This is a genomic window from Phycicoccus ginsengisoli (assembly GCF_054779295.1).
Window position 1 is genome coordinate 97,402 of the sequence record NZ_BAAGYN010000012.1, and the last position, 26,296, is coordinate 123,697.

Consider the following 26,296-nt stretch of genomic DNA (forward strand, 5'->3'; position numbering starts at 1 on the left):
GCCGGACGCAGGGGTCCACGCCCCGGTGTAGCGGATCGCAGCGGTGTCGGTGTCGTTCCACCGGTAGCTCGCGGGTTTCGGACCAGCTCATCCGCACGCACCACACCGCCGTTTCTCGGCAGCTTCGTCGACGGACGCGGCCAGTTCCTCGCCGTCCTCTCAGCGGCAGCCACGATCGCCGCGCTCCCCGTGATCGTCGCCGGATGGGTTGCGCAGAAGCAGCTCGTCCGCGGCCTGTCCATGGGGGCCATCAAGTGACCCTCACCCACGACCTCAGCGAAGGACACAACCTCAACATGAACGGACACGGACGGACCCTGCAGGACAACGTCGTCGTGGTGACCGGGGCAGGCGGCGGCATCGGTGGCGCCATTGCGCGACTCGTCCTGGCCCACGGCGGCCGCGTGGTCGCCGGCGACGTCCGCCCCGAATCTCTTGCCTCGCTTCGTGAGGACTGGGACCAGAGCCGCGTCGCGAGCAGCGTCGGCGACGTCCGTGACGAGGCCACCTCCGATGCCCTCATCGAGGCTGGAGTCAAGGCGTTCGGCCGGGTCGACTCCGTGGTCGCCAATGCCGCCATCGGCTTTTACGGCGGCCTGCTGGACTACTCCGCCGAACAAGTCCAGCTGATGATCGATGTGAACATCAAGGGCACCGTGTGGCTGTCCCGAGCAGCTGTGCGTCAGTTCCGGAAGCAGGGAGACGGTGGCGACATCGTCATCATCGGATCAGTAGCCGGGCTGCAGATCGGCGGCGGCAAGGAAGCGGTGTACGCCGCCACCAAAGGCGCTCAGATCAACCTCGGCTACGCCATGGACCGCGAGCTGCGCAACGAAGGCATCCGGACCACCACGCTGGCGCCAGCAGGTGTGAACACTGCCTTCGCCGCAGCCGATGGTCGGTTCGGCGACACCGACCCCACCCAGGGGCACTTCATGGAGCCCACCGACATCGCCGAGGCCGTCGTGTACACACTGCGACAGCCGCGGCGAATGCGAACAGAGCTGTGGACCATGTGGAGCATGGCCGAGCAGCACTAGAACACCCCCTGGCGGCAGCGCCCGACGCTGCCGCCAGGCCGGGACCCAGCGGACTTGTGCGTGGGCCAGCTGGTCGGTACAGACCCACAGGCCGAGCGGTCCTCGCCAGCGATGAGTCGCAGAAGGAAGCACGAGATGCCAACTCAGAGTGAGCAGTCGGGCCTCGGCAATCCCAAGGCGACGAAGCCGACGCTGAAGGAGGTAGCCAGGCTGGCCGGGGTGAGTTTCAAGACGGTCTCGAGGGTCCTCAACGACGAACCGCACGTGAGCGCGGAATTGCAGGAGCGCGTGAAACAAGCGGCTTGGGAGCTGAACTACGAACGCAACGAGACAGCCGCGCAACTACGTCGAGCCGCTAAGGGTTCGGGCGCCAGCTACAAACGCAGCGCGCCATGACCGGGGCCCGCCAAGACCACGCGATTGAGCCGGCCGGCCCCGAGATGGCTGAGGGCGGGGACGCCTGGACCCAAGCAGTGCCGTTGGCCTAGAACAAGCGTTCGCTCATCCCGGCGATCCGCCCGTGCGACTTCCCCCCGCCCGTAGACAACGTGATGGCGCGCTCCTGGCGCTTGGCCGGGCTCGAGAAGGCGGATCCCCCGGTGCAACACCTATTGCGCCTGCTTCGTTTATTGCGGATACTGGATGGCGAAGGAGGATGGACCCATGAGTACGTTGGCCTTGGCTCCGGTGCAGCCGGATGACGCCGACATGACCACCGCCGTTGAGGCGTTACCACACATCACGGCATACCTCGCCCGCCATTCGGACCGGGCAATCCAGCTCGAGGTCGCGGACGAAGGCGAGACGCTGGTCGTCCCCCGCGGCGCGGTCGAGCTCTTGGCTCGCATCCTTGCCCACATGGCCGCCGGTGAGGGCGTCTCGGTCGTGCCATCCCATGCCGAGCTGACCACCCAGCAGGCAGCGGAGTTGCTCAACGTCAGCCGGCCCTTCCTGATCGGGCTGCTCGAAGACGGCAAGATCGATTACCGGAAGGTGGGCAAGCACCGGCGCGTAAGGGCAGCGTCCCTGATGGCCTACTTGGCCGATGACGACCAGCAGCGCCGAGAAGCTGCCGACGAGCTCACCCGACTGAGCCAAGAGATGGGTTTGCTCTGACGTGACGTTCGTCGTCGTCTACGACGCCAACGTGCTCTACCCGAGCACCCTTCGCGACCTGCTCATCCGGATCGCCCAAGCCGGGCTCGTACAGGCCAAGTGGACCGAGCAGATCCTCGACGAGGTGTTCACCAACCTGCGCGCCAACCGGCCCGACCTTGACCCGACGAAGCTGGGCCGCACTCGTCAGCTGATGAACGCTGCCGTGCGCGACTGCCTCGTCACTGGCTACGAGCCGTTGATCGCCAGCGTGGTCCTGCCGGACCCAGACGACCGCCACGTCCTCGCAGCAGCAATCCCGAGCCCGTGCGCAAGCCATCGTCACCAACAACCTCATCGACTTCCCCACCCATGCCCTCCATGCCTGGGACATCGAGGCCAAATCGCCCGATGATTTCGTCCTCGACCAGCTCGACCTCAGCCGCGACACGGTTTACGGGGCAGTCCAACGCATCGCCGACTCATGGCGTCAACCGCCTGGAACCATCGCTGACGTCATCGCCGCGCTCGAGCGCGATGGGCTGCTCCAATCCGCAGCCGCCCTCCGGGCCTAACGCACGATCAGCGGACTGCCAATCGCGACGGACGGGATTTCCGTCTCCGTGACATACCCCCACCCCCAGAGTCGCCGCAGGTCACCGGGCGCGTGAGTCCGGCTGACACGGACACGGTCGCCTGCTGCGGGCAACTTCGCCACGAATTCGCCACAGCCAAAGATGCCGTCTGCGTTTCCCCAGGTCACAGCCCTGCGATTTCGCCGCAAGTCTTGCGGCGAAATATACCCCCTGCAGGTACAGGGGAAGGGCCCCGACCAGCGTTCCCGCTGGTCAGAGGCCCTTCTGTGCACAGGGTGGCGGGTGAAGGATTCGAACCTTCGAAGCTTTCGCGACGGATTTACAGTCCGCTCCCATTGGCCGCTCGGGCAACCCGCCTGGTGCGCGTGGAAGGATAGCAAGGACCACCACGATTGCCGAAACCGGCGCCGGAGCGGGCTGACCCCGAGGCAGCCCCGGCGCCACAGGAAGGACCAGCCATGGCCGACAGCTCGTTCGACATCGTCAGCAAGATCGACCACCAGGAGGTCGCCAACGCGCTCAACAGCGCCTCGCGCGAGGTGGCCACGCGCTACGACTTCAAGAACGTCGGCGCCTCGATCGAGGCCAGCGGCCAGGACAAGGTCATCATCAAGGCCAACACCGAGGAGCGCGCCAACGCGGTCCTCGACGTGTTCCAGACCTGGCTGGTCAAGCGCAAGGTCTCGCTCAAGCACCTCGACGTGCCCGAGCGCGGGCCGCAGCTCTCCGGCAAGGAGTACCGCCTCGAGCTGGGCCTCAAGGAGGGCATCAGCCAGGACAACGCCAAGAAGATCAACAAGATCATCCGCGACGAGGGCCCCAAGTCGGTCAAGTCGCAGATCCAGGGCGACGAGCTGCGCGTCACGAGCAAGTCGCGCGACGACCTGCAGGCGGTGCAGGCGCTGCTCAAGGGCAAGGACGACCTCGACGTCGCCCTGACCTTCACCAACTACCGCTGACCCCCTGCGGGGCAAAGAGCGCAAGAGCGCCCAGCGCAACCGCGTCCGCTGACACAGGTATGCCGCGTGGTCACCGTGACCACGCGGCATACCTGTGTCCGGCTCCGGGTCAGGGCAGGTGCACCGTCACCTGGGCCTGGCCACCTTCGGTGACCCGCACCCGCGTCGCACCACGCCGGCTGGTCGCGCCGTCGTACCACGTGGTCTGCCCCGTGTCGGCGTTCTCCAGCCGGAGGGTGAAGCGCCCTGCCGGGAGCGGGGTGGTGGTGAAGGTGTTGCCGCCGTAAACGTCGAAGTCGCCGATGTAGGTCCCGTCGGCTGCGTACACCGTCCCGAGCCAGTAGTCGGTCGCGAGCTCACCGGAGGAGGTCAGCACCTCCCCGCTGATGTGGGCCCCGGGCGCCAGCTGGGCGTCGAACGTCGTGGTCCGGCCCTGTCGGACCCGGATGGTCGTGGCGCCGGCCCTGGTCGCGGAGTCACCCGACCACTCCGGCGCGAGGTCGGAGCCGTAGCCGGAGTACACGAAGACGGGGTGGTCGCCGAGCGGGGCGCCCGTGATGGTGTACCGGCCCTGGAAGTCCGTCTGGGCGGTGTACCGGCCCTCACCGGGCCCGGCCCGACCCGGCCAGCCGTAGTCGATCGACACCCACGCGCCCTCGACCGGCTGCCCTGCCGGGTCCGTCACGACCCCGCTCACCGTGCCGCCGGTGGACACCTTGACCGGTCGGACCGCCTTGGTCTGGCCCGTGTCGACGGTGACGAGGTCGGCCGTGGCCTGGGTCGCCGCCTTGAACGCCCACGTGCCGGCGTACGGGCTCCCCGGCCCGCCGTCGAGACGCAGGGCGTACGACCCGGCCGGGAGGCCCCGCACGGTCCAGGCCCCGGTGCCGTCCGAGCAGTCGTGGGTGTTCCACGGGTCCATCGCTCCCGCGTTGCCGCGGTAGGCGAAGGGGCAGACGTCGGCGACCGGCGCACCGGTGACCGCGTCGACGACGGTGCCCGTGATGGAGGCCCCCTTGGCGAGGCCGGCGTCGACCGTCACGGCGTCGCCGCGGGCGAGCGTGTAGGTCGTGGCGCGGTCACGGTTGCGGGTGTTGCCCCCGTACTCGCCGGCGTACCGGCCGCGGGGGTCGGTGACCTTGACCGCGAAGGTGCCCTTCACCGGGACGTCGACGCTGTACCTGCCGTCGGTGTCGGTGCACGCCTGTCCCACGCTCGAGTCGGAGTCGTAACGCAGCGCGACGACGTCGACGCAGGCGCCCGCGATCGGCGCACGGGTGCCGTCCGCCGTGATCCGGCCGGACACGGTGGCACCGGCGAGCAGCCGGTCGTCGACGGTGGCCGTCTCGCCAGGTGCGACCGAGACGGTGTCGGCCGCGGCGGCAGTCTCCTTGCCGTGGGCCCACTGGACCGCCGGGTAGGCGTCGAACCGCACGCGGTACTCCCCCGGCGGCACGAGCGCGCTCCACCGGCCCTCCTCGTCCGTGAAGGCACTGTCGGGCGTGGCAGACCCGTCCACCGTCTCGGGCGACACGTTCACCCACGCTGCGGGCGCGCCGTCCGCGCGCAGCAGCGTCCCCTGGAGGTGGGCGCCGAGGTCGAGGGCGATGGCGACGGTGGCCGGGGCGTGCACCACCGTGGCGTCCTGCTGACCGCCCTTCCCGTCGTACCACTCGCCCACGTGCTCGCCGTCCCAGGTGGTCGCGTGGACGGTGTACCCGACGCTCTCGGACAGCCGGGTGAACTGCCACGCGCCGTCCGACTCGTCGACGTTGCAGTTGGTCTCGAGGTAGTCCCCCGCCTCGGTCCACAGCTCGAGGCAGCCCTGCAGGGGGGCGCCCGTGTCGGCGGCGGTCAGCGTGCCGCTGATCGTGCCGTCGCCGACCTCGCGCGCCAGCTGGAGGGAGGCGTCCACCGTGGCCGGCGCGGTGTACGCCGTCGTCGTCTCGAACGCGTCGGCACCGTCGGCCCAGCCGCTGCGGTAGGTGCTGTCCTGGGCGTCGACCCACACCTTGTAGGCGGCCCCGGCCGTGAGCCCGTCGGCGGTGTAGTGCCCTGCCTCGTCGGTGCAGGTGTACGCGACGTTGTCGTAGTTCGTGTCGTACACGCCGACGCAGGACGGCACGGGGGCCCCGGTGTCGGAGGCGGTGACGGTGCCGCTGATCGTCGCGGTGTCCGCGTGGGCAGGTGCGGCGAGGAGCCCGGTGGCCAGCACGGCCGCCGCGACGATCCCCCCGACCCGCGAAAGTCGTGCGCGCATCGGCGCCTGCCTCCCGTAGGTGTGAACGAAGCGAGCGAACCGTAACAGCGACGGTGCCCTCGGTGGCGGCTCCTTTGCCGAGTCCTTTACCAGTGCCGGACGCGGGTATGCCGCGTGGTCACGGGGACCACGCGGCATACCCGGGTGTGCGACCGGGCTCGCACCCGGTGGTGAGCTCAGCGCAGGTCGAAGCGGTCGAGCTCCATGACCTTCGCCCACGCGGCGGCGAAGTCCTCGACGAACTTCTGCTGCGCGTCGGCGCCGGCGTAGACCTCGGCGATCGCCCGCAGCTGCGAGTTCGAGCCGAAGACCAGGTCGACGGCAGTCGCGGTCCACTTCGTCTCGCCGCTGGTGACGTCCTTGATCTCGTAGACGTTCTCGTCGCTCTGCGAGGCCTTCCACTCCGTGCCCGGCGCGAGCAGGTTGACGAGGACTTCGTTCGTGAGGGCGCCGGCCCGGTCGGTGAGGACACCGTGGGGCTGGTCGGAGGCGGAGACCCCGAGCGCCCGGAGGCCGGCGACGAGCACCGTCATCTCGGGGGCGCTCAGCTGCAGCATGTACGCGCGGTCGAGCAGCAGCGTCTCGAGCGGCAGCTTCTCCCCCTCGCGCACGTAGTTGCGGAACCCGTCGGCCCGCGGCTCGAGGACCGAGAAGGACTCGACGTCCGTCTGCTCCTGGGTGGCGTCGGTGCGGCCCGGCGTGAACCGCACGCTGACCTCGTGGCCACCGACCCGCGCGGCCTGCTCCACGGCGGCCACACCACCGAGGACGATGAGGTCGGCGAGCGAGACGCGCTTGCCCCCGTCCTGCTTGTCGTTGAAGTCGCGCTGCACCCGCTCGATCGCCTCGAGGGCACGGGCCAGCTGCTCGGGCTGGTTGGCCGCCCAGCTGCGCTGCGGCTCCAGCCGGATGCGGGCACCGTTGGCGCCGCCGCGCTTGTCGGTGCCGCGGAAGCTGGCGGCCGAGGCCCACGCGGTGGCCGCGAGCTGGGCGACGGTCAGGCCCGAGTCGAGCAGCGCCGTCTTGAGCTGCTCCACGTCGGAGGCGTCGACGAGCTCGTGGTCGACGGCGGGCACGGGGTCCTGCCACACCTGGGCCTCGGGGACCCACGGCCCGAGGAACCGCGAGACCGGGCCCATGTCGCGGTGCAGCAGCTTGTACCAGGCCTTGGCGAACGCGAGCCGGAACTCGTCCGGGTTCTCGTGGAACCGCCGCGCGATCTTCTCGTACGCCGGGTCCACGCGCAGCGCCAGGTCGGTCGTCAGCATGGTCGGGCGGTGCTTCTTCGCCGGGTCGTGCGCGTCGGGCATGATCTCGTCGGCGTCCTTGGCCACCCACTGCCACGCACCAGCAGGGCTCTTGGTGAGCTCCCACTCGTGGCCGAAGAGCCGGTCGAAGAAGCCGGTGCCCGCACCCCACTGCGTCGGGGTCGCGCTCCAGGTGACCTCGAGGCCGCTGGTGATGGTGTCGCCGGCGTTGCCGGACCCGTAGGTGTTCTTCCAGCCCAGGCCCTGGTGGTCGACCGGGCAGCCCTCGGGCTCGCGGCCGACGTACTCGGCGGACGCCGCACCGTGGGTCTTGCCGAACGAGTGTCCGCCGGCGATGAGCGCCAGGGTCTCCTCGTCGTTCATCGCCATGCGGCGGAACGTCTCCCGGATGTCCCGGGCGGCCTTGAGCGGGTCGGGCTCGCCGTTGGGGCCCTCGGGGTTGACGTAGATGAGGCCCATCTGGACGGCGCCGAGCGGGTTGGACAGCTCGCGCTCGCCGCTGTAGCGCTCGTCGCCCAGCCAGGAGTCCTCCGGCCCCCAGTAGATCTCCTCGGGCTCGAAGATGTCCTCGCGGCCGAAGCCGAAGCCGAAGGTCTCGAAGCCCATCGACTCGAGCGCGACGTTGCCGGCGAGGACGAGCAGGTCGGCCCACGAGATCGCCGAGCCGTACTTCTGCTTGATCGGCCAGAGCAGGCGACGGGCCTTGTCGAGGTTGGCGTTGTCGGGCCAGCTGTTGAGCGGGGCGAAGCGCTGGGCGCCCTGGCCGCCACCGCCGCGGCCGTCCTCGATGCGGTAGGTGCCCGCGGAGTGCCAGCTCATCCGGATGAACAGGCCGCCGTAGTGGCCGAAGTCGGCGGGCCACCAGTCCTGGGAGTCGGTCATCAGGGCCGTGAGGTCTGCCTTGAGGGCCTCGACGTCCAGGCCCGCGAACGCCTGCTTGTAGTCGAACGACCCGCCCAGCGGGTTCGACGCCGGCGAGTGCTGGTGCAGCACCCGCAGGTCGAGCTGGTTGGGCCACCAGTCCTGGTTGGTGTGCGGCCGGTGCCCCTTGGGCTCGGGCGCGGGGATCGCCGGGTTCTCGCTCTCGCTGCCGTGCTGCTGCGTGGCGGACTGCTCGCTCACTCGGTTGCCTCTCTCGTCGTTCTCTTCAGTGGGGGCGGGGTGTCGGTCGGGTGACGGTGTCGGTGTGGGGTCGCGCCGGTGGACGTGTGCGGTCAGGCGGCGGCGCACCCGGGGCACAGCCCCCAGTACGTCACCTCGGCCTCGTCGATGGTGAAGCCGTGGTCCTCCGAGGCGTCGAGGCACGGGGTGTGGCCGACCGCGCAGTCGACGTCCGCGACCGCGCCGCAGGACCGGCAGACGACGTGGTGGTGGTTGTCGCCCACGCGCGACTCGTAGCGCGCGACCGACCCGGACGGCTGGATGCGCCGGACGAGCCCCGCAGCGGTGAGGGCGCGCAGCACGTCGTAGACCGCCTGGGTCGAGACCTGCCCCAGCTCTGCGCGCACGGCACCGACGATCGCGTCGGTCTCGGCGTGCGGGCGCTCGTGCACGGCGGACAGCACCGCGAGCCGGGGCCGGGTCACCCGCAGGGACGCCTCGCGCAGGGCGCGTTCGGCATCGGTGCGGCTCGGCATACCGGCACCTTCGCGCACTTTCTGGAACGAGTCAAGAAAACGGCCGGGAACGTCCCGGTGACGAGACGACGCGGCCCCCCGCACCCGGGGCGGACCGTGACCGATCCGGCACGAGCGGCCCCGGCGCGCGTCACCACGGGGCGACAAGAGCCGGAAAGGCCACCCATCGCCCCGCCAGCCCAGCCCACCCCGCGGATGCGGAAGGCCAGGCCGGCGGCCGGAAGCCAGGCCGGGGGTGTGTGGGGGTGGAGGTCAGCCGGGGATGGTGGCGTCCGGGTCGACCGCACGCAGGAGGGCACCCGGGTCGGCGAGCTCGGCGACCTCGCCGAGGTTGACGACGTCCATCGCGGCGGCCATGTCCGCCCCGGCAGCCGGCTCGACGACCCCGCGGCTGTCGGCCTGCCCGGGAGCCACCGGAGCACCAGCAGCCCCGCCGAGCACGGCGCCGGCCGAGTGCCGTCCGACGGGCCGGTCCAGCGGCAGGTCGACCCACGAGGTGGGCGGTTCGCCGGCGACCGGCGTGGGGCGCGGGTCGCTGTGGCGCGGCGACGTCGCCTGGGCCACGGGCACGACGTCGGGGGTGTCCACCTGCTCGTCGAGCTCGGCGGCGAGCCCGAGCGCGAGGCCGGTGATCTCGTCGTCGGCGAGGCCGAGCTCCACCACCACGGCGCGGGCGTTCTCGGGGCGCTCCGCAGGGTCCTTGGCCAGCAGGCGCCACACCAGTGCGGCCAGGTCGTCCGGCACGCCCTCCGGCAGCGGCGGCGGCGGCTCGGTGACGTGGCTGAGGGCCGTGGCGATCGGGGTGCCCTTGTCGAACGGCCTGCGGCCCGAGAGCATCTCGTGCGCGACCACACCGAGGGCGTAGAGGTCGCTGGCCCCGGTGGCTGCCTTGCCGAGGGCCTGCTCGGGGCTGATGTAGTCGGGCGTGCCGAGCATCTCGCCGTGGCGTGTGTGGCCGGCCGCGTCGAGGGCGCGGGCGATCCCGAAGTCGGTGATCTTCGCGATGCCGTCGGGCCGCATCATGATGTTCGCGGGCTTGATGTCGCGGTGGACCACCCGGGCCTCATGGGCCACGCCCAGCGCCAGGGCGACCTGGCCGATGATCGAGCGCACCACGAGCGGGGACTGCGCACCCTCGCGGCGTAGCAGCGTCGACAGCGGCTCACCGGGCACGAGCTCCATGACGAGGTAGGCCAGGCCCTGCTCCTCGCCGTAGTCGAAGAGCGTGACGATGTTCGCGTGCATCAGGGAGGCGGAGTGCACCGCCTCGTCACGGAACCGGAGCGCGAAGAGCTCCTCGTGACCGGTGTCGGGGCGCATCACCTTGACGGCGACCTCCCGCTGCAGCACCTGGTCCACCCCCGACCACACGTCCGCCATGCCGCCCGACGCGATGCGCGAGCCGAGCTCGTAACGCCCCCCGAGCACGAAGCCCTCGTGCAGTCTGTTCATCCGCACACCACCGCGAACACCTCCGTCGACGAGGCGCGCGTCGACTGACATCACGGGAAGACCTCGTAGGGGCTCACCCTACCTCCGCACAGCCCCCCTCGCGCGCCACGCGGGAGGGGGCGTCACGCCGGTGACCTGCAGCAACACCCGTCCCACGGCGGCCGGGGCCCTCCGAGCCCCGTCAGCCGACGGCCATCTCGCCGAGCTCGGCCCACTCCTCGCCCGGGGTCGTGACGTTGACGATCCGCGGGGTCCGGCTCAGGTACGCCGGCAGCTCGGCGGTCGCCCTGGCGAAGTGCTCGGACCGCACGTGGGCACCCCCGGCCTCGTCGTCGCGGAAGGCCTCGACGAGCACGTACTCGGTGGGGTCATCGAGGCTGCGCGACCAGTCGAACCACAGGCAGCCCTCCTCCGCGCGGGTGGCCTCGGTGAACTCCCGCGAGATGCGGGGCCAGTCGTCGGCGTGCTCGGGCTTCACCGGGAACCTGGCGGTGATGAAGATCAAGGTCTGCTCCTCGTGCTCAGTGGGCGTCGTCCGGCTCGACCAGGACGCTACCGGCGTACCGGGCGCTCCCGCCGTACCGGGCGCGCGATCGCAGGGCCTCCCCGAGCTCGGACCTGGCGTCCACCATGCTGCGGCGGACGGCCGCCGAGATGTCGTCCCGCGCGAGCGCCTCGTCGGCGAGCTCGGCGGTCGCCGGCTCGACCAGCACCCACGGGAAGGCGAGCTGCGCGACCCGCGCCAGCGCGTCCTCGCCCACCCAGGCGTGCATCGCGGGCACGTCGCGGACGTAGCGCGCGGCATACGGACGGAGCACGTCGTCCTGCGAGGCCTGCCAGAAACCCTGCGCGAGGGCGTTGAGCTCGTAGTTGGAGCGCTCGCGGTTCGCCGTGAGCTCGTGCCAGGCCCACTCCTTGGCCTGCGCCTCCGGACGGGCGGCCAGGGCCCCGAGCGCCGCGAGCCGGCCCTGGAGGGTGTCGTCGCCGGCTCGCACGGACTCCACGAAGTCGTCGTCGACGAGGCCCCGGGCAGCGAGGTTGCGCACCGCCAGCCAGCCGAAGTCCGAGTCGGCCTCGAGGCCGGTGGGCCGGTCCCGGCCCTCGGCCCAGGCGCGCAGGCGCGCCTCGTCGTCGGAGGTACGGGCCAGGTAGCGGGCCGCGACCAGCGCCCGGGTGGACCCGGGCCCAGCGGCGTCGAGGACCCCTGCGGCAGCGGTGGCCACGGTCCGCGTGGCGTCCTCCCGCTCCCCCGGCTGCAGGAACACGGGGACGACCCTGCCGACGAGGTTGAGCGCGACCCGGTTGAGCACCGACTCGTTCGCCTCGTGCGGCCAGGCGCGGCCGAAGGTGTCGACGACGACCCGCGGGTCGAGGGTGCCCAGGCAGACACCGTCGAGCAGCGCGACCCAGGTGACGGCCCGGGCCTGGGCGTCGGGGACCGCCGCCAGGCGCGTCGGGACGAGCGCGGCACTGACCGGGTCGAGGGTCACGGTCGCCCACGTGAGGTCGGCGGCGTTGGGCAAGACGAGGACGTCGTCGTCGAGGTCGCGCAGCGTGTCCACCTCCGTGCGGTCCTCGGTCACGGTGACGCCGACCCGGAACGCCTCGGCGCCCTCGGAGAAGCCCGCGACGTCGAACGTGTGCGGCCGGTCGGCCAGGAACCGCTCGGGCACCACGCGCTCGACGACGCCGGTGGCGCGGTCCACGGTGAGGACGTCGACGCCTGCGGTGAGCAGCCAGGCCTTCACCCAGGCCTGCAGGTCGGTGCCGGCAGCACGCTCGATGGAGCCGATGAAGTCGGCGAGCGTCCCGTTGCCGTAGGAGTGCTCGCGCAGGTAGGCCGAGACGCCGGCGACGAAGGCGTCGTCGCCGATGTGCTCGATGAGCTGGCGGAGCACCGCCGCTCCCTTGGCGTAGGAGATCCCGTCGAAGTCCTGGAGGGCCGCGGCGGCGTCGACGGCAGCGCCGCCCGCGACGGGGTGGGTCGAAGGGGTGCGCTCCGCGGCATACCCCCACACCTTGCGGGCCATGGTCGAGTCGACCCACGCGTCGGTGAACTCGGTCGCGGCCACGCAGCTGCGGTGCGCCATGTACTCGGCGAACGACTCGTTGAGCCACAGGTCGTCCCACCACTGCATCGTCACGAGGTCGCCGAACCACATGTGCGCCATCTCGTGCGTGACGGTGTTGGAGCGGGCCAGCACCTCGTCGTGCGCCGCGGCGCCGCGGAACATCATCGTGTCGCGGAACGTGACGCAGCCGGGGTTCTCCATGGCGCCGGCGTTGAACTCGGGGACGAACACCTGGTGGTACTCCCCGAACGGGTACCGGATGCCGAACAGCGAGTGGTAGTAGTCGAACCCCTGCCGGGTCACCTCGAGGATCTGCGGCGCCTCGCGCTCGAGCGCGTCGGCGAGCGAGGCGCGGGCGTGGATGCCGAGCGGTATGCCGTCGTGCTCGGCGCGCACCGAGGCGTACGGCCCGGCGCAGACCGTGACGAAGTAGGTGGCGAGCGGCTTGGTCTCGGCCAGCTCCCACTGCCCCGAGCCGGTGCTCGTGGCGGCGCCGTTGCCGATCACCGTCCAGGCCTGCGGGGCGCGGACGGTGACGGCGTAGGGGGCCTTGAGGTCGGGCTGGTCGAAGCAGGCGAACACCCGCGGCGCCGCGTCGAGGAAGAGGTGGCCGTAGACGTACGGCCGGTCGTCGGCGGGGTCGACCGCCCGGTGCAGGCCCTGGCCGTCCCGGCTGTAGGCCATGACCGCCTCGCACTCGAGCACGTTCTCGGCCTGGAGGTCGGTCAGTGCGACCCGGCCGTCGTCGAGGGAAGCGACGTCGACGGTGCGCCCGTTGAGCGCAAGGGAGCGGAGCTCGACCGGCTTGACGTCGACGAAGGTCGACGCCCCGGGAGCGGTGCAGGAGAACGAGATCCGGGTGCGCGACGTGAACGTCTCCGGCCCGCGGTCGAGGTCGAGGTCGACCTCCATCCGCTGGATCGTGAGCAGCTCGGAACGCAGGCAGGCCTCGGCACGGGTCAACGACGGCATACGGCGATCCAACCACCACGCCGACCCACGTCCGCGGGGACGCACCCGGTGCTGCCCGTCCGCCGGTGGGCTTGCCGGGGCCGGCGATCTGGGGGACGATCGCTACCCGTAGGTAACCTACCGGGGGTACCAACACGGGAGTTGTGCCATGCGTCGTCCTCTGCTCCGCGCCGCCGCCGTCCTCACCGGGATGGCCCTCACCGCCACGGCCGTGGTGGCCGCGACCCCGGCCAGCGCTGCCGGGCTCGACTACGTCGCCCTCGGTGACAGCTACTCGGCCGGGTCGGGTGTCTGGCCGCCCGACCCGACGGCGCCGCCGGAGTGCGCGCGCTCGAGCAGCAACTACCCGCACGTCATCGCGGCCACCACCGGCGCCTCGTTCACCGACGTCACCTGCGGCGCCGCGGAGACCAAGGACTTCTCCTCGTCCCAGTACCCGGGTGTCGCACCCCAGCTCGACGCCCTCGGGGCGGGAACCGACCTCGTCACCCTCACCATCGGCGGCAACGACAACAACACCTTCATCGGCGCGATCGTGGCCTGCGGTACCGCCGGCAGCGCGACCCTCGGCTACGGCAGCCCGTGCAAGGACCTCTACGGCAGCAGCTTCGACGACGCCGTCGACGCGAAGACCTACCCGGCCGTCCGCCAGGCCCTGGCCGACGTCCACGCCAAGGCCCCGAACGCGCGTGTGGCGGTCCTCGGCTACCCCTGGATCGTGCCGAGCTCGTTCGTCGCGAGCTGCTACGCGAAGATGCCGATCGCGCGCGGCGACGTCCCCTACCTCCGGGCGCTGCAGGCCCACCTCAACGCGGTGATCGCCAAGGCGGCCAGCGCGACGGGCACGACGTTCGTCGACTTCGCGGCGGCCTCGGACGGGCACGACGCCTGCACGCCGGTCGGGACGCGGTGGGTCGAGCCGGTGCTGTTCGGCACCAACACCGTGCCGGTCCACCCCAACGCCCTTGGCGAGGCCGCCATGGCGAACCGCACGATGTCGGTGCTCGCCCTGCGCTGACCGCCCCGGACACGACCGCCCCTGGGCACGACCGCCCCCGGAGACGACCGAAGCCCCCGACCAGAGCTGGTCGGGGGCTTCGGGGAGTTCACCGGTTGCGGTGGGCTCAGAGGACGCGGACCTTCTCGGCCTGCGGGCCCTTGGGGCCCTGCGTGATGTCGAACTCCACGCGCTGCGCCTCGTCGAGCGAGCGGTAGCCGCCGGAGTCGATCGCGCTGTAGTGGACGAAGACGTCGGGGCCGCCACCGTCCTGCTCGATGAAGCCGAAGCCCTTCTCAGCGTTGAACCACTTGACTGTTCCCTGTGCCATGGGATCTCTCGTTTCTTTCGGCCGAGGTGGTCGCGGACGCGATCCACCAGCTGCGCACACCACCACGACACGGAACAAGCCGCTGAAGAAAAAAGGCCCGCGCATCGGCGGGCCCACTCAGACGAGGAACTGCAACTGCAACTGCGGGACAGCCTACCGCGTCCCGGACCGGCTGTGGGACATGACCCCCACCTCCCTGCCGAACAAGTCCGCGAGGTCTGCCGTCGCCGACCCAGAGGTGTGCCGCGCGGAGGACTCGGCCGCGCGGCACACCTCGACCAGGGGGCTCAGCGCTGGCGGAAGCCGTACGCCATCTGCTCGAGCCGGGCGATCCGCTCGGCCATCGGGGGGTGGGTCGAGAACAGCCGCGACACGTCCTGCGGGCGGAACGGGTTGGCGATCATCATGTGGCTGCTGTTCTGCAGCGCCGGGGTGGGCTGCAGCGGTGCCTGGGCCACGCCGGCCTCGAGCTTGCGCAGCGCCGACGCCAGCGCCAGCGGGTCACCGGTGAGCTTGGCGCCGTCCTCGTCCGCGTCGTACTCGCGGGTGCGGCTGATCGCCATCTGGATGAACATGGCCGCGATGGGCGCGAGCAGCGCCATCGCCAGCAGCACCAACGGGTTGGGGCGGTCCTCGTCGCTGCTGCCGCCGCCGAACACGCTCGCGAACATGAGCATCTGGGCGACCGAGGTGATCACGCCCGCGATGGCCGCTGCGACCGAGCCGGTGAGGATGTCGCGGTTGTAGACGTGCATGAGCTCGTGACCCAGCACCCCGCGCAGCTCCCGCTCGTCGAGCATGCCGAGGATGCCCTCCGTGCAGCAGACGGCGGCGTTCTCGGGGTTGCGTCCGGTGGCGAAGGCGTTGGGCGCCTGGGTGGGGCTCACGAACAGCCGCGGCATCGGCTGGCCGGCGGACGTCGACAGCTCGCGGACGATCCGGTACATGGCCGGGGCCTGCGCCTCGCTCACCGGGTAGGCGTGCATGGCGCGGATCGCGAGCTTGTCGGAGTTCCAGTAGCCGTAGATCGTCGTACCGACACCGATGAGGGCGAAGATCCACAGGAACGACATCCTGTGCGTCGAGGCCGAGATGATGCCGCCGATCGCCAGGAGCAGGGCGAAGATCGCGCCGAACAGCGCAGCGGTCTTCAGTCCGTTGAAGTGGTTGTGCATGTCCGGTCAACGCCCCTTCCTCCGCCGACGTTCCCAGCCGGCGTCCAGCCTCAGTCGAGCAGTCCGAGCAGCAGCTGGGGGCCCACGCTGGTCGCCACGAGCAGGGACCCGGAGACCAGCAGGGCGGCCAACGCCGGCCGCGGGACGGTCCGCACGACCGCCGCGCTGGGGCCCGCCTCCGGGTCGCGCAGCAGCACCGCGAACCAGCGCAGGTAGACGGCGATCCCGACGACGGCGTTGACGACGGCGACCAGCGCGAGCGCCCACTGGTCGGCCTCGACGACGGGCCGCAGCGCGACGACCTTGGCCACCAGCCCGACGATCCCGGGGGGCAGCCCGGCCAGCGACAGCAGCGCCAGCCCGAGGGCGCCGCCGAGGACGGGGTGCGCCCGCAGCAGCCCCGTGTATGCCGCGAGCGACCGGCGGTCGCGCGCGGCACCTCGCGCCGGCGGTGCGGCCGACACGACGTGGACGACCGTGAACGCGACGAGGGTCGCGACGACGTACGCCCCGAGGTAGCCGGCCGAGGCGCCCGCGGAGTGCTGGGACAGGGCCGAGAGCGGAAGCACCACCCACCCGGCCTGGGCGACCGTGGACCACGCCAGCAGCCGCACCGGGTCGTCCTGGACGAGCGCGAGCAGGTTGCCGACCGTCATGGAGACGGCGGCCACGACCCCGATCGCGGCGAGCACCGGTCCGCCCGCCTGCGCCACCGGACCGAGCACCACGAGCAGGGCGGCGAGCGCGGCCACCTTGGACGTCGCCGCGAGGAACGCCGCCACCGGCTCGCTGCCGCCGGCGTAGGCCTGCGGCGTCCAGACGTGGAAGGGCACGAGCGACAGCTTGAAGCCCAGGCCCGCGAGCAGCAGCAGGACGCCGAGGATGAGGACCACCCGGCGCTGGGGGTCGGCGAGGGCCGCGGCTGCCGCCCCCCGCGTGAAGACCGCCTCCCCGGTCGCGACGAGCCACAGGGCCACGCCGAGGACGACCACCGCGAACGAGACGAGGGAGGTCGTCAGCAGCGCGAGCGCCCCGCGGCCCGCGGCGTCGGTGCCGCGCAGCGCGACCAGGGCGACGACCGGCAGGGTGGCGAGCTCGAGGCAGACCAGCCAGGAGCCGACGTCGCCGGCGGCGGCGACACCGGTCGCCCCGGCGGTGGCGGTGAGCACGAGGCAGACCTGCACCGCCGGCCCGCCCCGCAGGCCGTCGGCCGTGGGCTCCCCGGGCCAGGCCAGCAGCAGCACCACGAACGCCGACAACAGGGCCGCGAGCTGGAGCGCGCTCGCGACCGGGCCCGCCTCGTACAGGCAGGTCCCGGCGACCGCGGGGACGCACAGGGTGCGCACCGGGGCGGCACCGGCCTGCAGCGCCCCCGGGACGGTGAGCGCCACCCCGGCGGCGAGCGCGAGCAGACCCAGGCGGGCGTGCACCCGGCCGGCCCGGGGGGCGACGGCGTCGACGAGCAGGACCAGCACGGCACCGGACACCGGCGCCAGCACGGGCCCGAGGGTCCACCAGTCGATCGTCACGAGGGTGGTCACGGCGCCGCCCCCACGAGGGTGGCGACGGCCGGGCTGGTCAGGGCGAGCAGCGGCCCGGGCAGGATCCCCAGGAGCACGGTGGCGAGGGCGAGGACGGCGATGACGTCCCACTCGCTGTCACGGCTGTCCTCGATCAGCGGCTCGCGGCGCTCCCCCGCCCAGACGGTGCGCGCGACGCGCAGCGCGTAGGCGGCGGCGAGCACCGTCCCGAAGGCGGCGACCACGGCCAGCGACCGGAAGAGGCCGGTGGGCCGGTCGTCGGCGGGCGACCACGCGGCATACACGGAGAGGAACTCGCCCCAGAACCCGGCGAGGCCCGGCAGCCCGAGCGAGGCGGCGAGCCCGAGGACCAGCGCGAAGCCGAGGCGCGGCGCGGCCTCCCTGACCGCGGCTCGGGCGGTGCGCAGGTCGGCGTCACCCCAGCGCTCCTTGAGCCCGCCGACCACGACGAACAGCAGGGCGGAGATGACACCGTGGGCGATGTTGGCGAAGAGCGCCGCCTGCAGCCCCGTGCGGGTGCCGCTCGCGAGGCCGAGGACGACGAAGCCCATGTGCGCCACCGAGGAGTACGCGATGAGCCGCTTGAGGTCGCGCTCGACGAGGCAGGCCAGCCCTCCCCAGAGGATCCCGACCGCGCCCAGCACCGCGAGGACGGGCGCGACCCGCGAGAACCCCTCGGGCACCGACGCCAGCGGCAGCCGGACGAGGCCGTACGTGCCCATCTTGAGCAGCACGGCGGCCAGCAGCACCGACCCGGCCGTGGGCGCGGTCGTGTGGGCGGCCGGCAGCCAGGTGTGCAGGGGGAAGACGGGCACCTTGACGGCGAGCCCGGTGGCGAGCAGCGCCGCGACGAGGGTCTGGGTGCCGACGGGTATGCCGGTGCGCCCGTTCTGGGCGAGCACGTCGAGGTCGGCGGTGCCCGCCTTGGCGACCAGCGCGAGGATGCCGACGAGCATCAGGGTCGACCCGAACGCGGTGTAGAGGACGAACCGGCCGCCCGCGTCGGCCCGGGCCCGGGCGTCGTGCGGGTCGCCGAACCGGGTGATGAGCACCCACATCGGCACCAGCACGAGCTCGAACGCGACGAAGAACAGCACGGCGTCGCGGGCGTAGAACGTCGCGAGCGCCCCGAACTCCACCAGCAGCAGGCACGCGTGGAAGGCGCCGGTCGTCCCCCCGGTCGGCGGGCGGTCGAGGGTGTGCAGCACGACGCCCACCCCGAGGACGGCCGTCAGCACGAGCAGCGGGGCGCTGATCCCGTCGACGGCGAGCTGCCAGCGCAGGCCGAGCGAGGGCACCCAGGCGCGGTCGACGGTGGGACGCACGATGACGGCGAACAGCACCGCGGCCAGGGTCACCACGCTCGCGGCCAGCGCGACGCCGTTGGCCGCGCGGTGGCCGAGCCGGCGGCCCGCCGTGACCAGCCAGACCGCCACGGCGGCGGGCACGACGAGGCTGACCAGGATCACCACAGCGCCACCCCCGCGAGCGCGACGGCGACGACGCCGGCGACGACCCAGGCCAGGCCCGAGGCGGCCCGCTCGCCCTCGTGGACCCGCTGGCCACCGCGGCCCGACCAGCGGGCACCGACGGCGGCGCCCCGGACGTAGGCGTCCACGACGTTCTGGTCGAGGAAGACGACGACCCGGGCGAGCGCCAGCACCGGAGTCGCGACGGCCGCGACGTAGAGCCGGTCGACCCCGAGCCCTCGGTCGAAGGCCGCGCGGCGCGCGCCGACGAGCCGGGTCGCCGGGTCGGGGTCGTCGACGAGCGGCACGGACCGGACGGCCAGCGCCGCGCCGACGATGAGCAGGACGCTCAGCAGGGCGACGAGCCAGCCGATGTGGCCCCGCAGGTCGAGCAGCGGGGTGAGCACGACCAGCCCCCCGACGACGGACAGCACCGCCAGGACGGTGACGGCGGTGCGCACCGGGACGGTCGCCGTGTCCGCCTCGTGCCGGGTGACGTCGGTGGTCGCGAGGTCGTCCAGGACGAGCCAGGCGCGCATGCAGTAGGCCGCGGTCAGGGGGACCGTCACGATGCCGGCGAGCAGGACTAGCCACGCGCGGGCGTCCCCCGCCGAGATGCCGGCCTCGGCCGCCCCGAGCACGTGCTCCTTGGAGACGAACCCGACGAGCGGCGGCACCCCCGCGAGCGCGAGCAGCCCGACGAACATGGCGGGGCGGATCACGAGGTGGCCGCGCAGGCTGCCCCGCAGCACGGTGGCGGCCGTCCCGCCGACGGTGACGCTGAGCCAGCCGATCGCGAGGAAGAGAAGCGCCTTGAAGAACGCGTGCGAGTAGAGGTGGAGCACGCCCGCCCCAGGACCCTCGTCGGCGGGCGCGACCGCGAGCGCCGAGAGCATGAGGGCCACCTGCGACAGCGTCGAGTAGGCGAGCAGGCGCTTGAGGTCGGACTGCCCGAATGCCAGCACCGCGGCATACACCATCGTCACGGCGGTGCTCAGCGCGAGCAGCCAGCGCGCGCCCTCGCCGGCCACCAGCACGTCGAACAGCTGCGCGAGGACGAACGTGCCCGCGGCGACCATGGTCGCCGCGTGGATGAGCGCGGACGCGGGCGTGGGGCCCTCCATGGCGTCGGGGAGCCAGTCGTGGAACGGCACCATGCCCGACTTGCCGAGCACGCCCACGACGAGGAGGGCGATGCCGACCTTCGACAGCGTCCCGGGCGCCCCGGCCAGCACCTCCTGGTATGCCGTGGTGCCGGCGTCCGCGGCGAGCAGCACGACCCCGAGGACGAAGCCGACGTCGGCGAGGCGCGTGACGAGGAACGCCTTGAGCGCGGCGCGGCGCGCGGACTCCTTGCGGCTCCAGTGGCCGATGAGCAGGTAGGAGCACCAGCCCATGACCTCCCAGCCGACGAGCGTGAGGACGAGGTCTGCGGACTGGACGGTGAGCAGCATGCCCGCGCAGAAGAGCGAGACGGTCGCGGCGAAGACGCCGTAGCGGTCGTCCTCGCGCAGGTACCACCCGGCGAACGCCTGCACGGCCCAGCCGACGACGCCCACGACGACGGCGATGAGGGCCGGTGCGTCGGTCGCCTGCAGCTGCAGCGGGATCCGCAGCTCCCCGGCCTGGAGTGACGGCAGGAGGTGCAGGGCCTGCGACGGGGCCGCCCCGTGCACGGCCACGAGCTCGACCAGGGCGGCCAGGAGCGTCAGCAGGGACCCGCCAGTCGCGACCGCACGGGCAGCGCGCGGGTCGGTGCGACGGGCCACGAGCAGGCCGAGCAGCGCGGCCGCCGCGGGCACCAGCACGACCAGCCTGGCCGCCGTGCCGCTCACGGCCGGTCCGCCTCGAGGTCGACGTCGCCGCGCAGCCGGAAGACTGCGAGGACGACTGCGAGCGCGACGCAGACCTCCGCCGCGGCGATGGTGATGACGAAGAGGGTCAGCACCGACCCTGCGTTCCACCGCTCGTCGCCGGACGCCGCGACCGAGACGAGCAGGACGGTGGCCGCGTTGAGGACGAGCTCGACCCCGATGAGGACGAGGACGGCGTTGCGGCGGGCGAGGACGCCGTAGGTGCCCAGGCCGGCCAGGACGGCGGCGAGCAGGTACGGGCCGGCGAGGTGGATCATGCCCGCTCCCCCGCGGCTGCGGGCTCGTCAGCGGGGGCGGCTGGGGTCTCGGGCTCGGGCGCGACCATCCGCGAGACGGCCAGCGCCCCGACGAGGGCGACGAGCAGGAGCAGCGACAGCAGCTCGAACGGCCACACCCAGGTGCCGAACAGCTGCGCGGCCAGCTGGTCGGTCGACGTCTCGACGCGTGGGCGGGCCGGTCCGGCGAGCGGCAGCAGCGCCGCGGCGAGCAGCGCGGTGACGGCTGCGCCGAGGACCGCGGCCAACGCCCGGTGCAGCCTGCTGGTCGACACCTCGCGGTTGGGGCCGATCGGCGCGCGGGTCAGCATGAGCGCGAACAGGACCAGCACGACGATGGCGCCCACGTAGACGAGCAGCTGCACCAGCGCGACGAACTCGGCACCGAGCACGAGGTAGCACCCCGCGACGGAGCCCAGGCACACGACGAGCCACAGGGCGGCGTGGACGACGTGCCGGGTGGTCACGGCGAGCAGGCCGCTAGCGGCAGCGAGGACGCCGACCGCGGCGAACGCGATGTCGAGGCCGGTCATGCCCCGTCCCCACCGGCCTCGTCGGGCGTGGGAGGGGTCGCCTGGGCCTCCGCGGCCTGCGCCTCGGCGGGGGTGGTGCCCGCAGCTCCGGAGGGGGACTCGTCGCCGACGCGCGCGGGCCGCACCCTGGCGGGGCGCTCGCGCGGCACGAGCCGGGACGCGCCCCGCGCCGGCTTCTGGGTCGCCGCCACCTCGGCGGGCTCGGCCGAGTGCTCGTCGAGGGCCGGCGGCGGCGGCACGGTCGGCATCCACTCACCGAGCCGGTCCTTCTCGTGCAGCAGGTCTCGGATGTCCAGCTCGGAGTACTCGAACTCCGGGCTCCAGTGCAGGGCGTCGAACGGGCAGACCTCGATGCAGATCCCGCAGTACATGCACAGGCTGAAGTCGATGGCGAACCGGTCGAGTACGTTGCGCTGCCGCTCGCGCCCCCCGGGCGTCGACGCCGGGATCGTCTCCTTGTGCGAGTCGATGTAGATGCACCAGTCGGGGCACTCGCGCGCGCAGAGCATGCACGACGTGCAGTTCTCCTCCAGCAGCGCGATCACCCCGCGCGAGCGCGGTGGCAGGCTCGGCGGGACGTCGGGGTACTCGGCGGTGTGCGACGGCGTCGCGAGGGTCCGCGCCGTCGTGGCGAGCCCCTTGAGGATGCCCGGTATGCCGGTGCCGCCGGGCTTGCGTGCGGGCGTGGTCATGAGGTGAGCACCACCCAGACGCCGGTGATCGCCAGCTGGGCCAGGGCGAGGGGGACGAGGACGAGCCAGGCCAGCCGCTGGAGCTGGTCCTCGCGCAGCCGCGGCCACGCGACCCGGAACCAGATGACCACGACCGCGACGACGAACCCCTTGAGCAGCGTCCACAGCCAGCCGAGCTGGTCGGCGAACAGCCCGTGCCAGCCGCCGAGGTAGAGCACCGCGAACAGCAGGGACATGACGACGATCCCGGCGTACTCGGCGAGCAGGAAGAACGCGAACCGCAGCCCGGTGTACTCGGTGTAGGCCCCGAACACGATCTCGGAGTCGGCCACCGGCATGTCGAACGGCGGCCGCTGCAGCTCGGCCACGGCGGCGACGAGGAAGACCACCGCCCCGGGCAGCTGCCACAGCAGCCAGGCCGGCCGCCAGGCGTCGGCGACCCCCCCGAGCGACAGCGACCCCGCGGCCAGGCACACGGACGCGACGGCCAGGACCAGCGGCAGCTCGTAGGACAGCAGCTGGGCCGCGGCCCGCATGCCACCGAGCAGCGAGTACTTGTTGGCGCTGGCCCACCCCGCCATGAGCGTGCCGAGGATGCCGACGGCGGTCACGGCCAGGACGAAGACGGCCGATGCCGGGACGTCCGCGGCGACGACCGACGGCGAGAGGGGGATGACGGCCAGCGCGACCAGGTAGGGCACGAGGGCGACGGCCGGCGCGAACCGGAAGACCCGTCGGTCGGCGGCTGCCGGCGTGATGTCCTCCTTCTGCACGAACTTGACCCCGTCGGCGACGAGCTGGGCCCACCCGTGGAAGCCCCCGGCATACATGGGGCCGAGCCGGCCCTGCATGTGCGCCATGACCTTGTGCTCGGTCTGGCCCACGAGCAGCGGCAGGACGAGGAAGGCGGCGAGCACGCCCACGGCGCGCAGCGCCACCTCGAGGGCGGTCACCGCGGACCCCACTCGGGGTCGGGGACGCCGGGGGCGCTCACGCGGCGACGCCCGGTGGGCCGGGCGTGCTCGGACTCGCCCGGCTCCTTGGCGCCGGGCCACGCCTTGGACGCCCGGGCGGCGAGCACGAACGACTTGCGCAGGGGCGTCCCCTCGAAGCCGTCGGGCAGCAGCAGCGGCCGCAGACCCAGCCCGGTGCCGTCGTCGAAGCCGTCGAAGTCGAGCCCGAACATCTCGTGCGTCTCACGCTCGTGCCACGCGGCGCCGCGGAACACCGGCGTGAGGCTGGCGAGCGCCTCACCCTCTGCCACCCGGGTGCGCAGCAGCCGCCGGCGCAGCGCCCTCGGTGTGGACGGGTCGAGCAGGTGGCACACGACGTCGAAGCCGGGCGCCTCGGCGGCGTCGGTCTGGTCGACGGCCGTGAGCCAGTCGAAGAACGCGTACCCCTCCTCGCGGGCGGCCGTGGCGGCCTGCACCCACTCCGCCGCGGGGACCTCGACGCGGTCGAGCGCTGCCGGGTCGCTCACGGCTGCTCCTGCGCGGGCTGCTCCCGCGCGGGCTGCGCCGGGGCAGGGGTCGGCCGCGCGACGAGGCCCCTTGTGACCTCACCGGCAGCGGCCGTGCGGTGCCGGGAGTACTTGGCGCGGATCCCCTTGGTGGACAGCGACTCCCGGCCGATCTGCTCCTGCAGCCGGATGATGCCCTGCAACAGGGCCTCAGGCCGCGGTGGGCAACCCGGCACGTAGACGTCGACGGGCAGGATCGTGTCGACGCCCTTGGTGACGCTGTAGGAGTCCCAGTACGGGCCACCGGAGTTCGAGCAGGCGCCGAAGGAGATCACGTACTTGGGCTCGGGCATCTGGTCGTAGAGCCGACGGACCGCCGGTGCCATCTTGTCGGTGACGGTCCCGCTCACGACCATGAGGTCGGCCTGCCGCGGGCCGGGGGCGAACGGGATGACCCCGAGCCGGATGAAGTCGTGCCGCGCCATGGACGCGGCGATGAACTCGATCGCACAGCAGGCCAACCCGAAGTTGAAGACCCACAGGGAGTAGCGGCGTCCCCAGTTGAGGACGATCTTGACCGGTGTGGGGGCGAGGTCCTGCGCCGGGCCGACCCGGGGCAGCGGCAGGTCGACCCGCGCCATCAGAGCCACCTCAGCAGGCCGCGCCGGGCAGCGTGCACCAGCCCGACGAGCAGGACGCCGAGGAAGACCGCGATCTCGACGAGCGAGGCCGCCCCGAGGTGCGCGGAGCGGACGACCAGGGCCCACGGGAAGAGGTAGACGGCGTCGACCGCGAAGATGACGTAGAGGAACGCGTAGACGAAGTACCGGACCTGGGTCTGCGCCCAACCCTGACCGACCGGGTCGACGCCCGACTCGTACGTCGTGAGCTTCGCCCGCGTGGGAGCCTTCGGCGCCAGCAGTGCCCGGGCGCCCATGGCCGCCACGAACAGCAGCAGGCCCACCACGACCACGGCGGCGACGACGACGTAGGGCGACACGCTTGGCAGCCTAGTAGCCCCCCAGCCCCCGGTGTCGGCGCCGACCGGGGCCGCTTACCGTGTACCCATGCCGCGGCTCCCGCTGTTCCCTCTCGGCACGGTGCTGGTGCCCGGTGCCCAGCTCCCCCTGCAGGTCTTCGAGCCCCGGTACATCGCGATGCTGCAGGACCTCGTCGCGGGCGACGACCAGCCCGACTTCGGCGTCGTCGCGATCCGGCACGGCCACGAGGTCGGTGCCGACGCGGCCCGCGACCTGCACGAGATCGGGTGCGTGGCCCGGGTCAGCGGGGCGGCGGCGGTGGGCGACGGACGGTTCCTCGTGCTGGGCGAGGGTGGCCGCCGGTTCCACCTCGACCGCGTCGCGACGGAGGCCGGCACGGCATACCTCACCGGCGAGGTGTCGTGGCTCGGCGAGGAGACCGGCGACCCTGCCGAGGCCCGCGACCTCGCGCAGCAGGTGCGCGACGCACTCGCCGCGTACGCCCGGGCCCTCGGGGCCGAGGAGCCGGACTGGCCGGGCGAGCCGACCGAGCTGTCGTACGCCGTCGGTGCGGCCGCCTCCCTGGGGCTCACCGAGCGCCAGCAGCTGCTGGCGGCACCGGACACGTGCGCGCGGCTGCGGCTGGGCCTGCGGATGCTGCGCCGCGAGACCGCCCTGACGCGCGGGATGCGGCTGGCTCCCCCGGAGCCCACGGGTGGGTTCAACCCCAACTGAGGCGATGCCGCCCGGCTCGCCGGGCGGCCCCGTCTGTCAGTCCAGGCGTTCGAAGGCGGGCGCGTAGCGGAACGGGCCGCGGACCCCGTCGCCCCAGGCGGTCAGCCGGCGCAGCAGGAAGAACCGCGGTCCCCAGTCCTGCGGCGGGGTGACGCCGTGGTCGACGGCCGGCCCGAAGCCGAACCGCGGGTAGTACTCCGGGTGCCCGAGCAGGACGACGGCGCGCAGGTCGAGCGCATCGGCCGCACCGAGGGCGGCGTGGACGAGCGCCGAGCCCACCCCGCGGCCCTGGTGCTCGGGCAGCACCCCCAACGGTCCGAGGGCGACCAGCTCGCCGGGACGTCCGTCGACGGTCGCTGCGCTCATCGCCACGTGGCCGACGACCTCGCCGTCCACCTCGGCGACGAAGGTGAGGGCCGGGATCAGGTCGCCGTCCGCGCGCAGGTCGTCGACGAGCCGCGCCTCCAGGCTGCCGTCGGCGACGGGGCGACCGTCGTCCGTGGGTCCGTGCGCGAACGCGTCGCGGTGCAGCGCGTGGACGACGGCGTGGTCGGCAGCGGTCTCACGGCGCACGAGCATGGGTGGAGGGTATGCCGCGCAGGCGTGCCAGTCCTTCGCGATGGCCCGAGGGGCGGGAAGAGCCGAAGCCTGCCGTGGGGCTGGCCATGCGTCAGGTCGTCAGGACGTGGGCCCGACCGTCACCGCGCGGTCGTGCCGACCGCGGCCGGGGCACTGGAAGCTCGGCGTCGGGGAGGAGCTCGAGGTCCTGCCACCGCACCGGCTCGCCGGTCGGGGGGTGGTAGGTGTCGAGGGGGACGGGTGGGTCGCCGCCGGGCGGGGGCCGGGTGTCGACGGGTCGAGGTGGTCGGATGCGGATGCCGTAC

Annotated in this window: 27 protein-coding genes, 1 tRNA gene and 1 pseudogene; 8 read left to right on the top strand and 21 right to left on the bottom strand. The window is 72.6% G+C overall.

The window, feature by feature from the left end:
- Positions 1-81: 81 nt before the first annotated feature.
- The 5 genes and pseudogenes from ACYVDO_RS17870 to ACYVDO_RS17890 form a co-directional block, all read left to right on the top strand.
- Positions 82-258: pseudogene (locus tag ACYVDO_RS17870) on the top strand (carbohydrate ABC transporter permease); the annotation flags it as partial.
- A complete protein-coding gene (locus tag ACYVDO_RS17875; RefSeq protein ID WP_460938395.1) occupies positions 255-1,040 on the top strand; it encodes an SDR family oxidoreductase in 786 nt (261 codons plus the stop codon). The pseudogene ACYVDO_RS17870 and the gene ACYVDO_RS17875, both read left to right, overlap by 4 nt.
- A 135-nt stretch (positions 1,041-1,175) precedes the next feature.
- Positions 1,176-1,436 carry a LacI family DNA-binding transcriptional regulator gene (locus ACYVDO_RS17880; protein WP_460938397.1) on the top strand — a complete coding sequence of 87 codons (261 nt, stop codon included), beginning with the start codon at positions 1,176-1,178 and terminating at the stop codon, positions 1,434-1,436.
- Positions 1,437-1,703: 267 nt separating this feature from the next.
- Entirely contained in the window at positions 1,704-2,156 is a 453-nt protein-coding gene (locus ACYVDO_RS17885; RefSeq protein ID WP_460938399.1) for a helix-turn-helix domain-containing protein, read from the top strand.
- Position 2,157: 1 nt separating this feature from the next.
- Positions 2,158-2,550 (top strand): PIN domain-containing protein, encoded by a 393-nt coding sequence (locus tag ACYVDO_RS17890; protein ID WP_460938401.1) that lies wholly within the window; start codon positions 2,158-2,160, stop codon positions 2,548-2,550.
- Positions 2,551-3,007: 457 nt separating this feature from the next.
- Here ACYVDO_RS17890 and ACYVDO_RS17895 read toward each other — a convergent pair.
- A tRNA-Tyr gene (locus tag ACYVDO_RS17895) sits at positions 3,008-3,088 on the bottom strand.
- 101 nt (positions 3,089-3,189) lie between these two features.
- Between ACYVDO_RS17895 and ACYVDO_RS17900 the strand changes: the two genes are divergently transcribed.
- Positions 3,190-3,690, top strand: coding sequence for a YajQ family cyclic di-GMP-binding protein (locus tag ACYVDO_RS17900; RefSeq protein ID WP_460938403.1), 501 nt, complete (start codon positions 3,190-3,192; stop codon positions 3,688-3,690).
- A gap of 109 nt (positions 3,691-3,799) precedes the next feature.
- Here ACYVDO_RS17900 and ACYVDO_RS17905 read toward each other — a convergent pair whose 3' ends face one another.
- The 6 genes from ACYVDO_RS17905 to pepN form a co-directional block, all read right to left on the bottom strand.
- Positions 3,800-5,950, bottom strand: coding sequence for a carboxypeptidase regulatory-like domain-containing protein (locus ACYVDO_RS17905; RefSeq protein WP_460938405.1), 2,151 nt, complete (start codon positions 5,948-5,950; stop codon positions 3,800-3,802).
- A 176-nt stretch (positions 5,951-6,126) separates the two neighbouring features.
- Positions 6,127-8,340 (bottom strand): catalase/peroxidase HPI, encoded by a 2,214-nt coding sequence (gene katG, locus ACYVDO_RS17910; RefSeq protein ID WP_460938407.1) that lies wholly within the window; start codon positions 8,338-8,340, stop codon positions 6,127-6,129.
- Positions 8,341-8,432: 92 nt separating this feature from the next.
- Complete coding sequence (locus tag ACYVDO_RS17915) at positions 8,433-8,855, bottom strand: Fur family transcriptional regulator (RefSeq protein WP_460938410.1); 423 nt, start codon at positions 8,853-8,855, stop codon at positions 8,433-8,435.
- A gap of 252 nt (positions 8,856-9,107) precedes the next feature.
- Positions 9,108-10,307 carry a serine/threonine-protein kinase gene (locus ACYVDO_RS17920; protein ID WP_460938412.1) on the bottom strand — a complete coding sequence of 400 codons (1,200 nt, stop codon included), beginning with the start codon at positions 10,305-10,307 and terminating at the stop codon, positions 9,108-9,110.
- 181 nt (positions 10,308-10,488) lie between these two features.
- Positions 10,489-10,812 carry a putative quinol monooxygenase gene (locus ACYVDO_RS17925; RefSeq protein ID WP_460938414.1) on the bottom strand — a complete coding sequence of 108 codons (324 nt, stop codon included), beginning with the start codon at positions 10,810-10,812 and terminating at the stop codon, positions 10,489-10,491.
- Positions 10,813-10,828: 16 nt separating this feature from the next.
- Positions 10,829-13,351, bottom strand: a complete 2,523-nt coding sequence (gene pepN / locus ACYVDO_RS17930; RefSeq protein ID WP_460938416.1) for an aminopeptidase N — start codon at positions 13,349-13,351, stop codon at positions 10,829-10,831.
- A 148-nt stretch (positions 13,352-13,499) separates the two neighbouring features.
- Here pepN and ACYVDO_RS17935 point away from each other — a divergent pair, with 148 nt between their 5' ends.
- Entirely contained in the window at positions 13,500-14,369 is an 870-nt protein-coding gene (locus ACYVDO_RS17935; protein ID WP_460938418.1) for an SGNH/GDSL hydrolase family protein, read from the top strand.
- A 106-nt stretch (positions 14,370-14,475) separates the two neighbouring features.
- Here the strand turns inward: ACYVDO_RS17935 and ACYVDO_RS17940 are convergent, their stop codons facing one another.
- The 12 genes from ACYVDO_RS17940 to ACYVDO_RS17995 all read right to left on the bottom strand — a co-directional run bounded on the left by ACYVDO_RS17940 (position 14,476) and on the right by ACYVDO_RS17995 (position 24,697).
- Positions 14,476-14,679: a cold-shock protein gene (locus ACYVDO_RS17940; RefSeq protein ID WP_460938420.1), complete on the bottom strand. Its 204-nt coding sequence runs from the start codon at positions 14,677-14,679 to the stop codon at positions 14,476-14,478.
- 287 nt (positions 14,680-14,966) lie between these two features.
- A complete protein-coding gene (htpX, locus tag ACYVDO_RS17945; protein WP_460938422.1) occupies positions 14,967-15,854 on the bottom strand; it encodes a zinc metalloprotease HtpX in 888 nt (295 codons plus the stop codon).
- A 50-nt stretch (positions 15,855-15,904) separates the two neighbouring features.
- The gene (locus tag ACYVDO_RS17950; protein WP_460938424.1) at positions 15,905-17,395 is read right to left on the bottom strand and encodes a proton-conducting transporter transmembrane domain-containing protein; all 1,491 of its coding nucleotides are present in this window, start codon (positions 17,393-17,395) and stop codon (positions 15,905-15,907) included.
- On the bottom strand, positions 17,392-18,867 hold the full coding sequence (locus ACYVDO_RS17955; protein WP_460938426.1) for a complex I subunit 4 family protein: 1,476 nt from the start codon (positions 18,865-18,867) through the stop codon (positions 17,392-17,394). Before ACYVDO_RS17955 ends, ACYVDO_RS17950 begins: the two co-directional genes overlap by 4 nt.
- Positions 18,861-20,699 carry an NADH-quinone oxidoreductase subunit 5 family protein gene (locus ACYVDO_RS17960; protein WP_460938428.1) on the bottom strand — a complete coding sequence of 613 codons (1,839 nt, stop codon included), beginning with the start codon at positions 20,697-20,699 and terminating at the stop codon, positions 18,861-18,863. The genes ACYVDO_RS17955 and ACYVDO_RS17960 overlap by 7 nt, the downstream gene beginning before the upstream one ends.
- Positions 20,696-20,995 carry an NADH-quinone oxidoreductase subunit NuoK gene (nuoK, locus tag ACYVDO_RS17965; protein ID WP_460938430.1) on the bottom strand — a complete coding sequence of 100 codons (300 nt, stop codon included), beginning with the start codon at positions 20,993-20,995 and terminating at the stop codon, positions 20,696-20,698. Before nuoK ends, ACYVDO_RS17960 begins: the two co-directional genes overlap by 4 nt.
- Positions 20,992-21,546, bottom strand: coding sequence for an NADH-quinone oxidoreductase subunit J family protein (locus tag ACYVDO_RS17970; protein WP_460938432.1), 555 nt, complete (start codon positions 21,544-21,546; stop codon positions 20,992-20,994). Before ACYVDO_RS17970 ends, nuoK begins: the two co-directional genes overlap by 4 nt.
- Entirely contained in the window at positions 21,543-22,238 is a 696-nt protein-coding gene (locus ACYVDO_RS17975; protein WP_460938435.1) for a NuoI/complex I 23 kDa subunit family protein, read from the bottom strand. The genes ACYVDO_RS17970 and ACYVDO_RS17975 overlap by 4 nt, the downstream gene beginning before the upstream one ends.
- Positions 22,235-23,191: a complex I subunit 1/NuoH family protein gene (locus ACYVDO_RS17980; RefSeq protein WP_460938437.1), complete on the bottom strand. Its 957-nt coding sequence runs from the start codon at positions 23,189-23,191 to the stop codon at positions 22,235-22,237. The genes ACYVDO_RS17975 and ACYVDO_RS17980 overlap by 4 nt, the downstream gene beginning before the upstream one ends.
- Entirely contained in the window at positions 23,188-23,718 is a 531-nt protein-coding gene (locus ACYVDO_RS17985) for an NADH-quinone oxidoreductase subunit C (RefSeq protein WP_460938439.1), read from the bottom strand. Before ACYVDO_RS17985 ends, ACYVDO_RS17980 begins: the two co-directional genes overlap by 4 nt.
- Positions 23,715-24,338: an NADH-quinone oxidoreductase subunit B gene (locus ACYVDO_RS17990; protein WP_460938441.1), complete on the bottom strand. Its 624-nt coding sequence runs from the start codon at positions 24,336-24,338 to the stop codon at positions 23,715-23,717. Before ACYVDO_RS17990 ends, ACYVDO_RS17985 begins: the two co-directional genes overlap by 4 nt.
- Complete coding sequence (locus tag ACYVDO_RS17995) at positions 24,338-24,697, bottom strand: NADH-quinone oxidoreductase subunit A (RefSeq protein ID WP_460938443.1); 360 nt, start codon at positions 24,695-24,697, stop codon at positions 24,338-24,340. Before ACYVDO_RS17995 ends, ACYVDO_RS17990 begins: the two co-directional genes overlap by 1 nt.
- Before the next feature lie 67 nt (positions 24,698-24,764).
- Between ACYVDO_RS17995 and ACYVDO_RS18000 the strand changes: the two genes are divergently transcribed.
- Complete coding sequence (locus ACYVDO_RS18000; protein WP_460938445.1) at positions 24,765-25,412, top strand: LON peptidase substrate-binding domain-containing protein; 648 nt, start codon at positions 24,765-24,767, stop codon at positions 25,410-25,412.
- A gap of 36 nt (positions 25,413-25,448) precedes the next feature.
- Here ACYVDO_RS18000 and ACYVDO_RS18005 read toward each other — a convergent pair whose 3' ends face one another.
- Positions 25,449-25,991: a GNAT family N-acetyltransferase gene (locus tag ACYVDO_RS18005; RefSeq protein ID WP_460938447.1), complete on the bottom strand. Its 543-nt coding sequence runs from the start codon at positions 25,989-25,991 to the stop codon at positions 25,449-25,451.
- 91 nt (positions 25,992-26,082) lie between these two features.
- Positions 26,083-26,296, bottom strand: a 214-nt coding sequence (locus ACYVDO_RS18010; RefSeq protein WP_460938449.1) for a hypothetical protein, incomplete at its 5' end; no start/stop codon positions are given.

Coding starts and splice junctions, on each gene's coding strand:
- ACYVDO_RS17940 (WP_460938420.1), bottom strand. CDS start 14,679: ATGGCACAGGGAACAGTCAAGTGGTTCAACGCTGAGAAGGGCTTCGGC.
- ACYVDO_RS17885 (WP_460938399.1), top strand. CDS start 1,704: ATGAGTACGTTGGCCTTGGCTCCGGTGCAGCCGGATGACGCCGACATG.
- ACYVDO_RS17880 (WP_460938397.1), top strand. CDS start 1,176: ATGCCAACTCAGAGTGAGCAGTCGGGCCTCGGCAATCCCAAGGCGACG.
- ACYVDO_RS17905 (WP_460938405.1), bottom strand. CDS start 5,950: ATGCGCGCACGACTTTCGCGGGTCGGGGGGATCGTCGCGGCGGCCGTG.
- ACYVDO_RS17970 (WP_460938432.1), bottom strand. CDS start 21,546: ATGACCGGCCTCGACATCGCGTTCGCCGCGGTCGGCGTCCTCGCTGCC.
- ACYVDO_RS17990 (WP_460938441.1), bottom strand. CDS start 24,338: ATGGCGCGGGTCGACCTGCCGCTGCCCCGGGTCGGCCCGGCGCAGGAC.
- ACYVDO_RS17935 (WP_460938418.1), top strand. CDS start 13,500: ATGCGTCGTCCTCTGCTCCGCGCCGCCGCCGTCCTCACCGGGATGGCC.
- ACYVDO_RS17920 (WP_460938412.1), bottom strand. CDS start 10,307: ATGAACAGACTGCACGAGGGCTTCGTGCTCGGGGGGCGTTACGAGCTC.
- ACYVDO_RS18000 (WP_460938445.1), top strand. CDS start 24,765: ATGCCGCGGCTCCCGCTGTTCCCTCTCGGCACGGTGCTGGTGCCCGGT.
- pepN (WP_460938416.1), bottom strand. CDS start 13,351: ATGCCGTCGTTGACCCGTGCCGAGGCCTGCCTGCGTTCCGAGCTGCTC.
- nuoK (WP_460938430.1), bottom strand. CDS start 20,995: ATGATCCACCTCGCCGGCCCGTACCTGCTCGCCGCCGTCCTGGCCGGC.
- ACYVDO_RS17975 (WP_460938435.1), bottom strand. CDS start 22,238: ATGACCACGCCCGCACGCAAGCCCGGCGGCACCGGCATACCGGGCATC.
- ACYVDO_RS17915 (WP_460938410.1), bottom strand. CDS start 8,855: ATGCCGAGCCGCACCGATGCCGAACGCGCCCTGCGCGAGGCGTCCCTG.
- htpX (WP_460938422.1), bottom strand. CDS start 15,854: ATGCACAACCACTTCAACGGACTGAAGACCGCTGCGCTGTTCGGCGCG.
- ACYVDO_RS18005 (WP_460938447.1), bottom strand. CDS start 25,991: ATGCTCGTGCGCCGTGAGACCGCTGCCGACCACGCCGTCGTCCACGCG.
- ACYVDO_RS17900 (WP_460938403.1), top strand. CDS start 3,190: ATGGCCGACAGCTCGTTCGACATCGTCAGCAAGATCGACCACCAGGAG.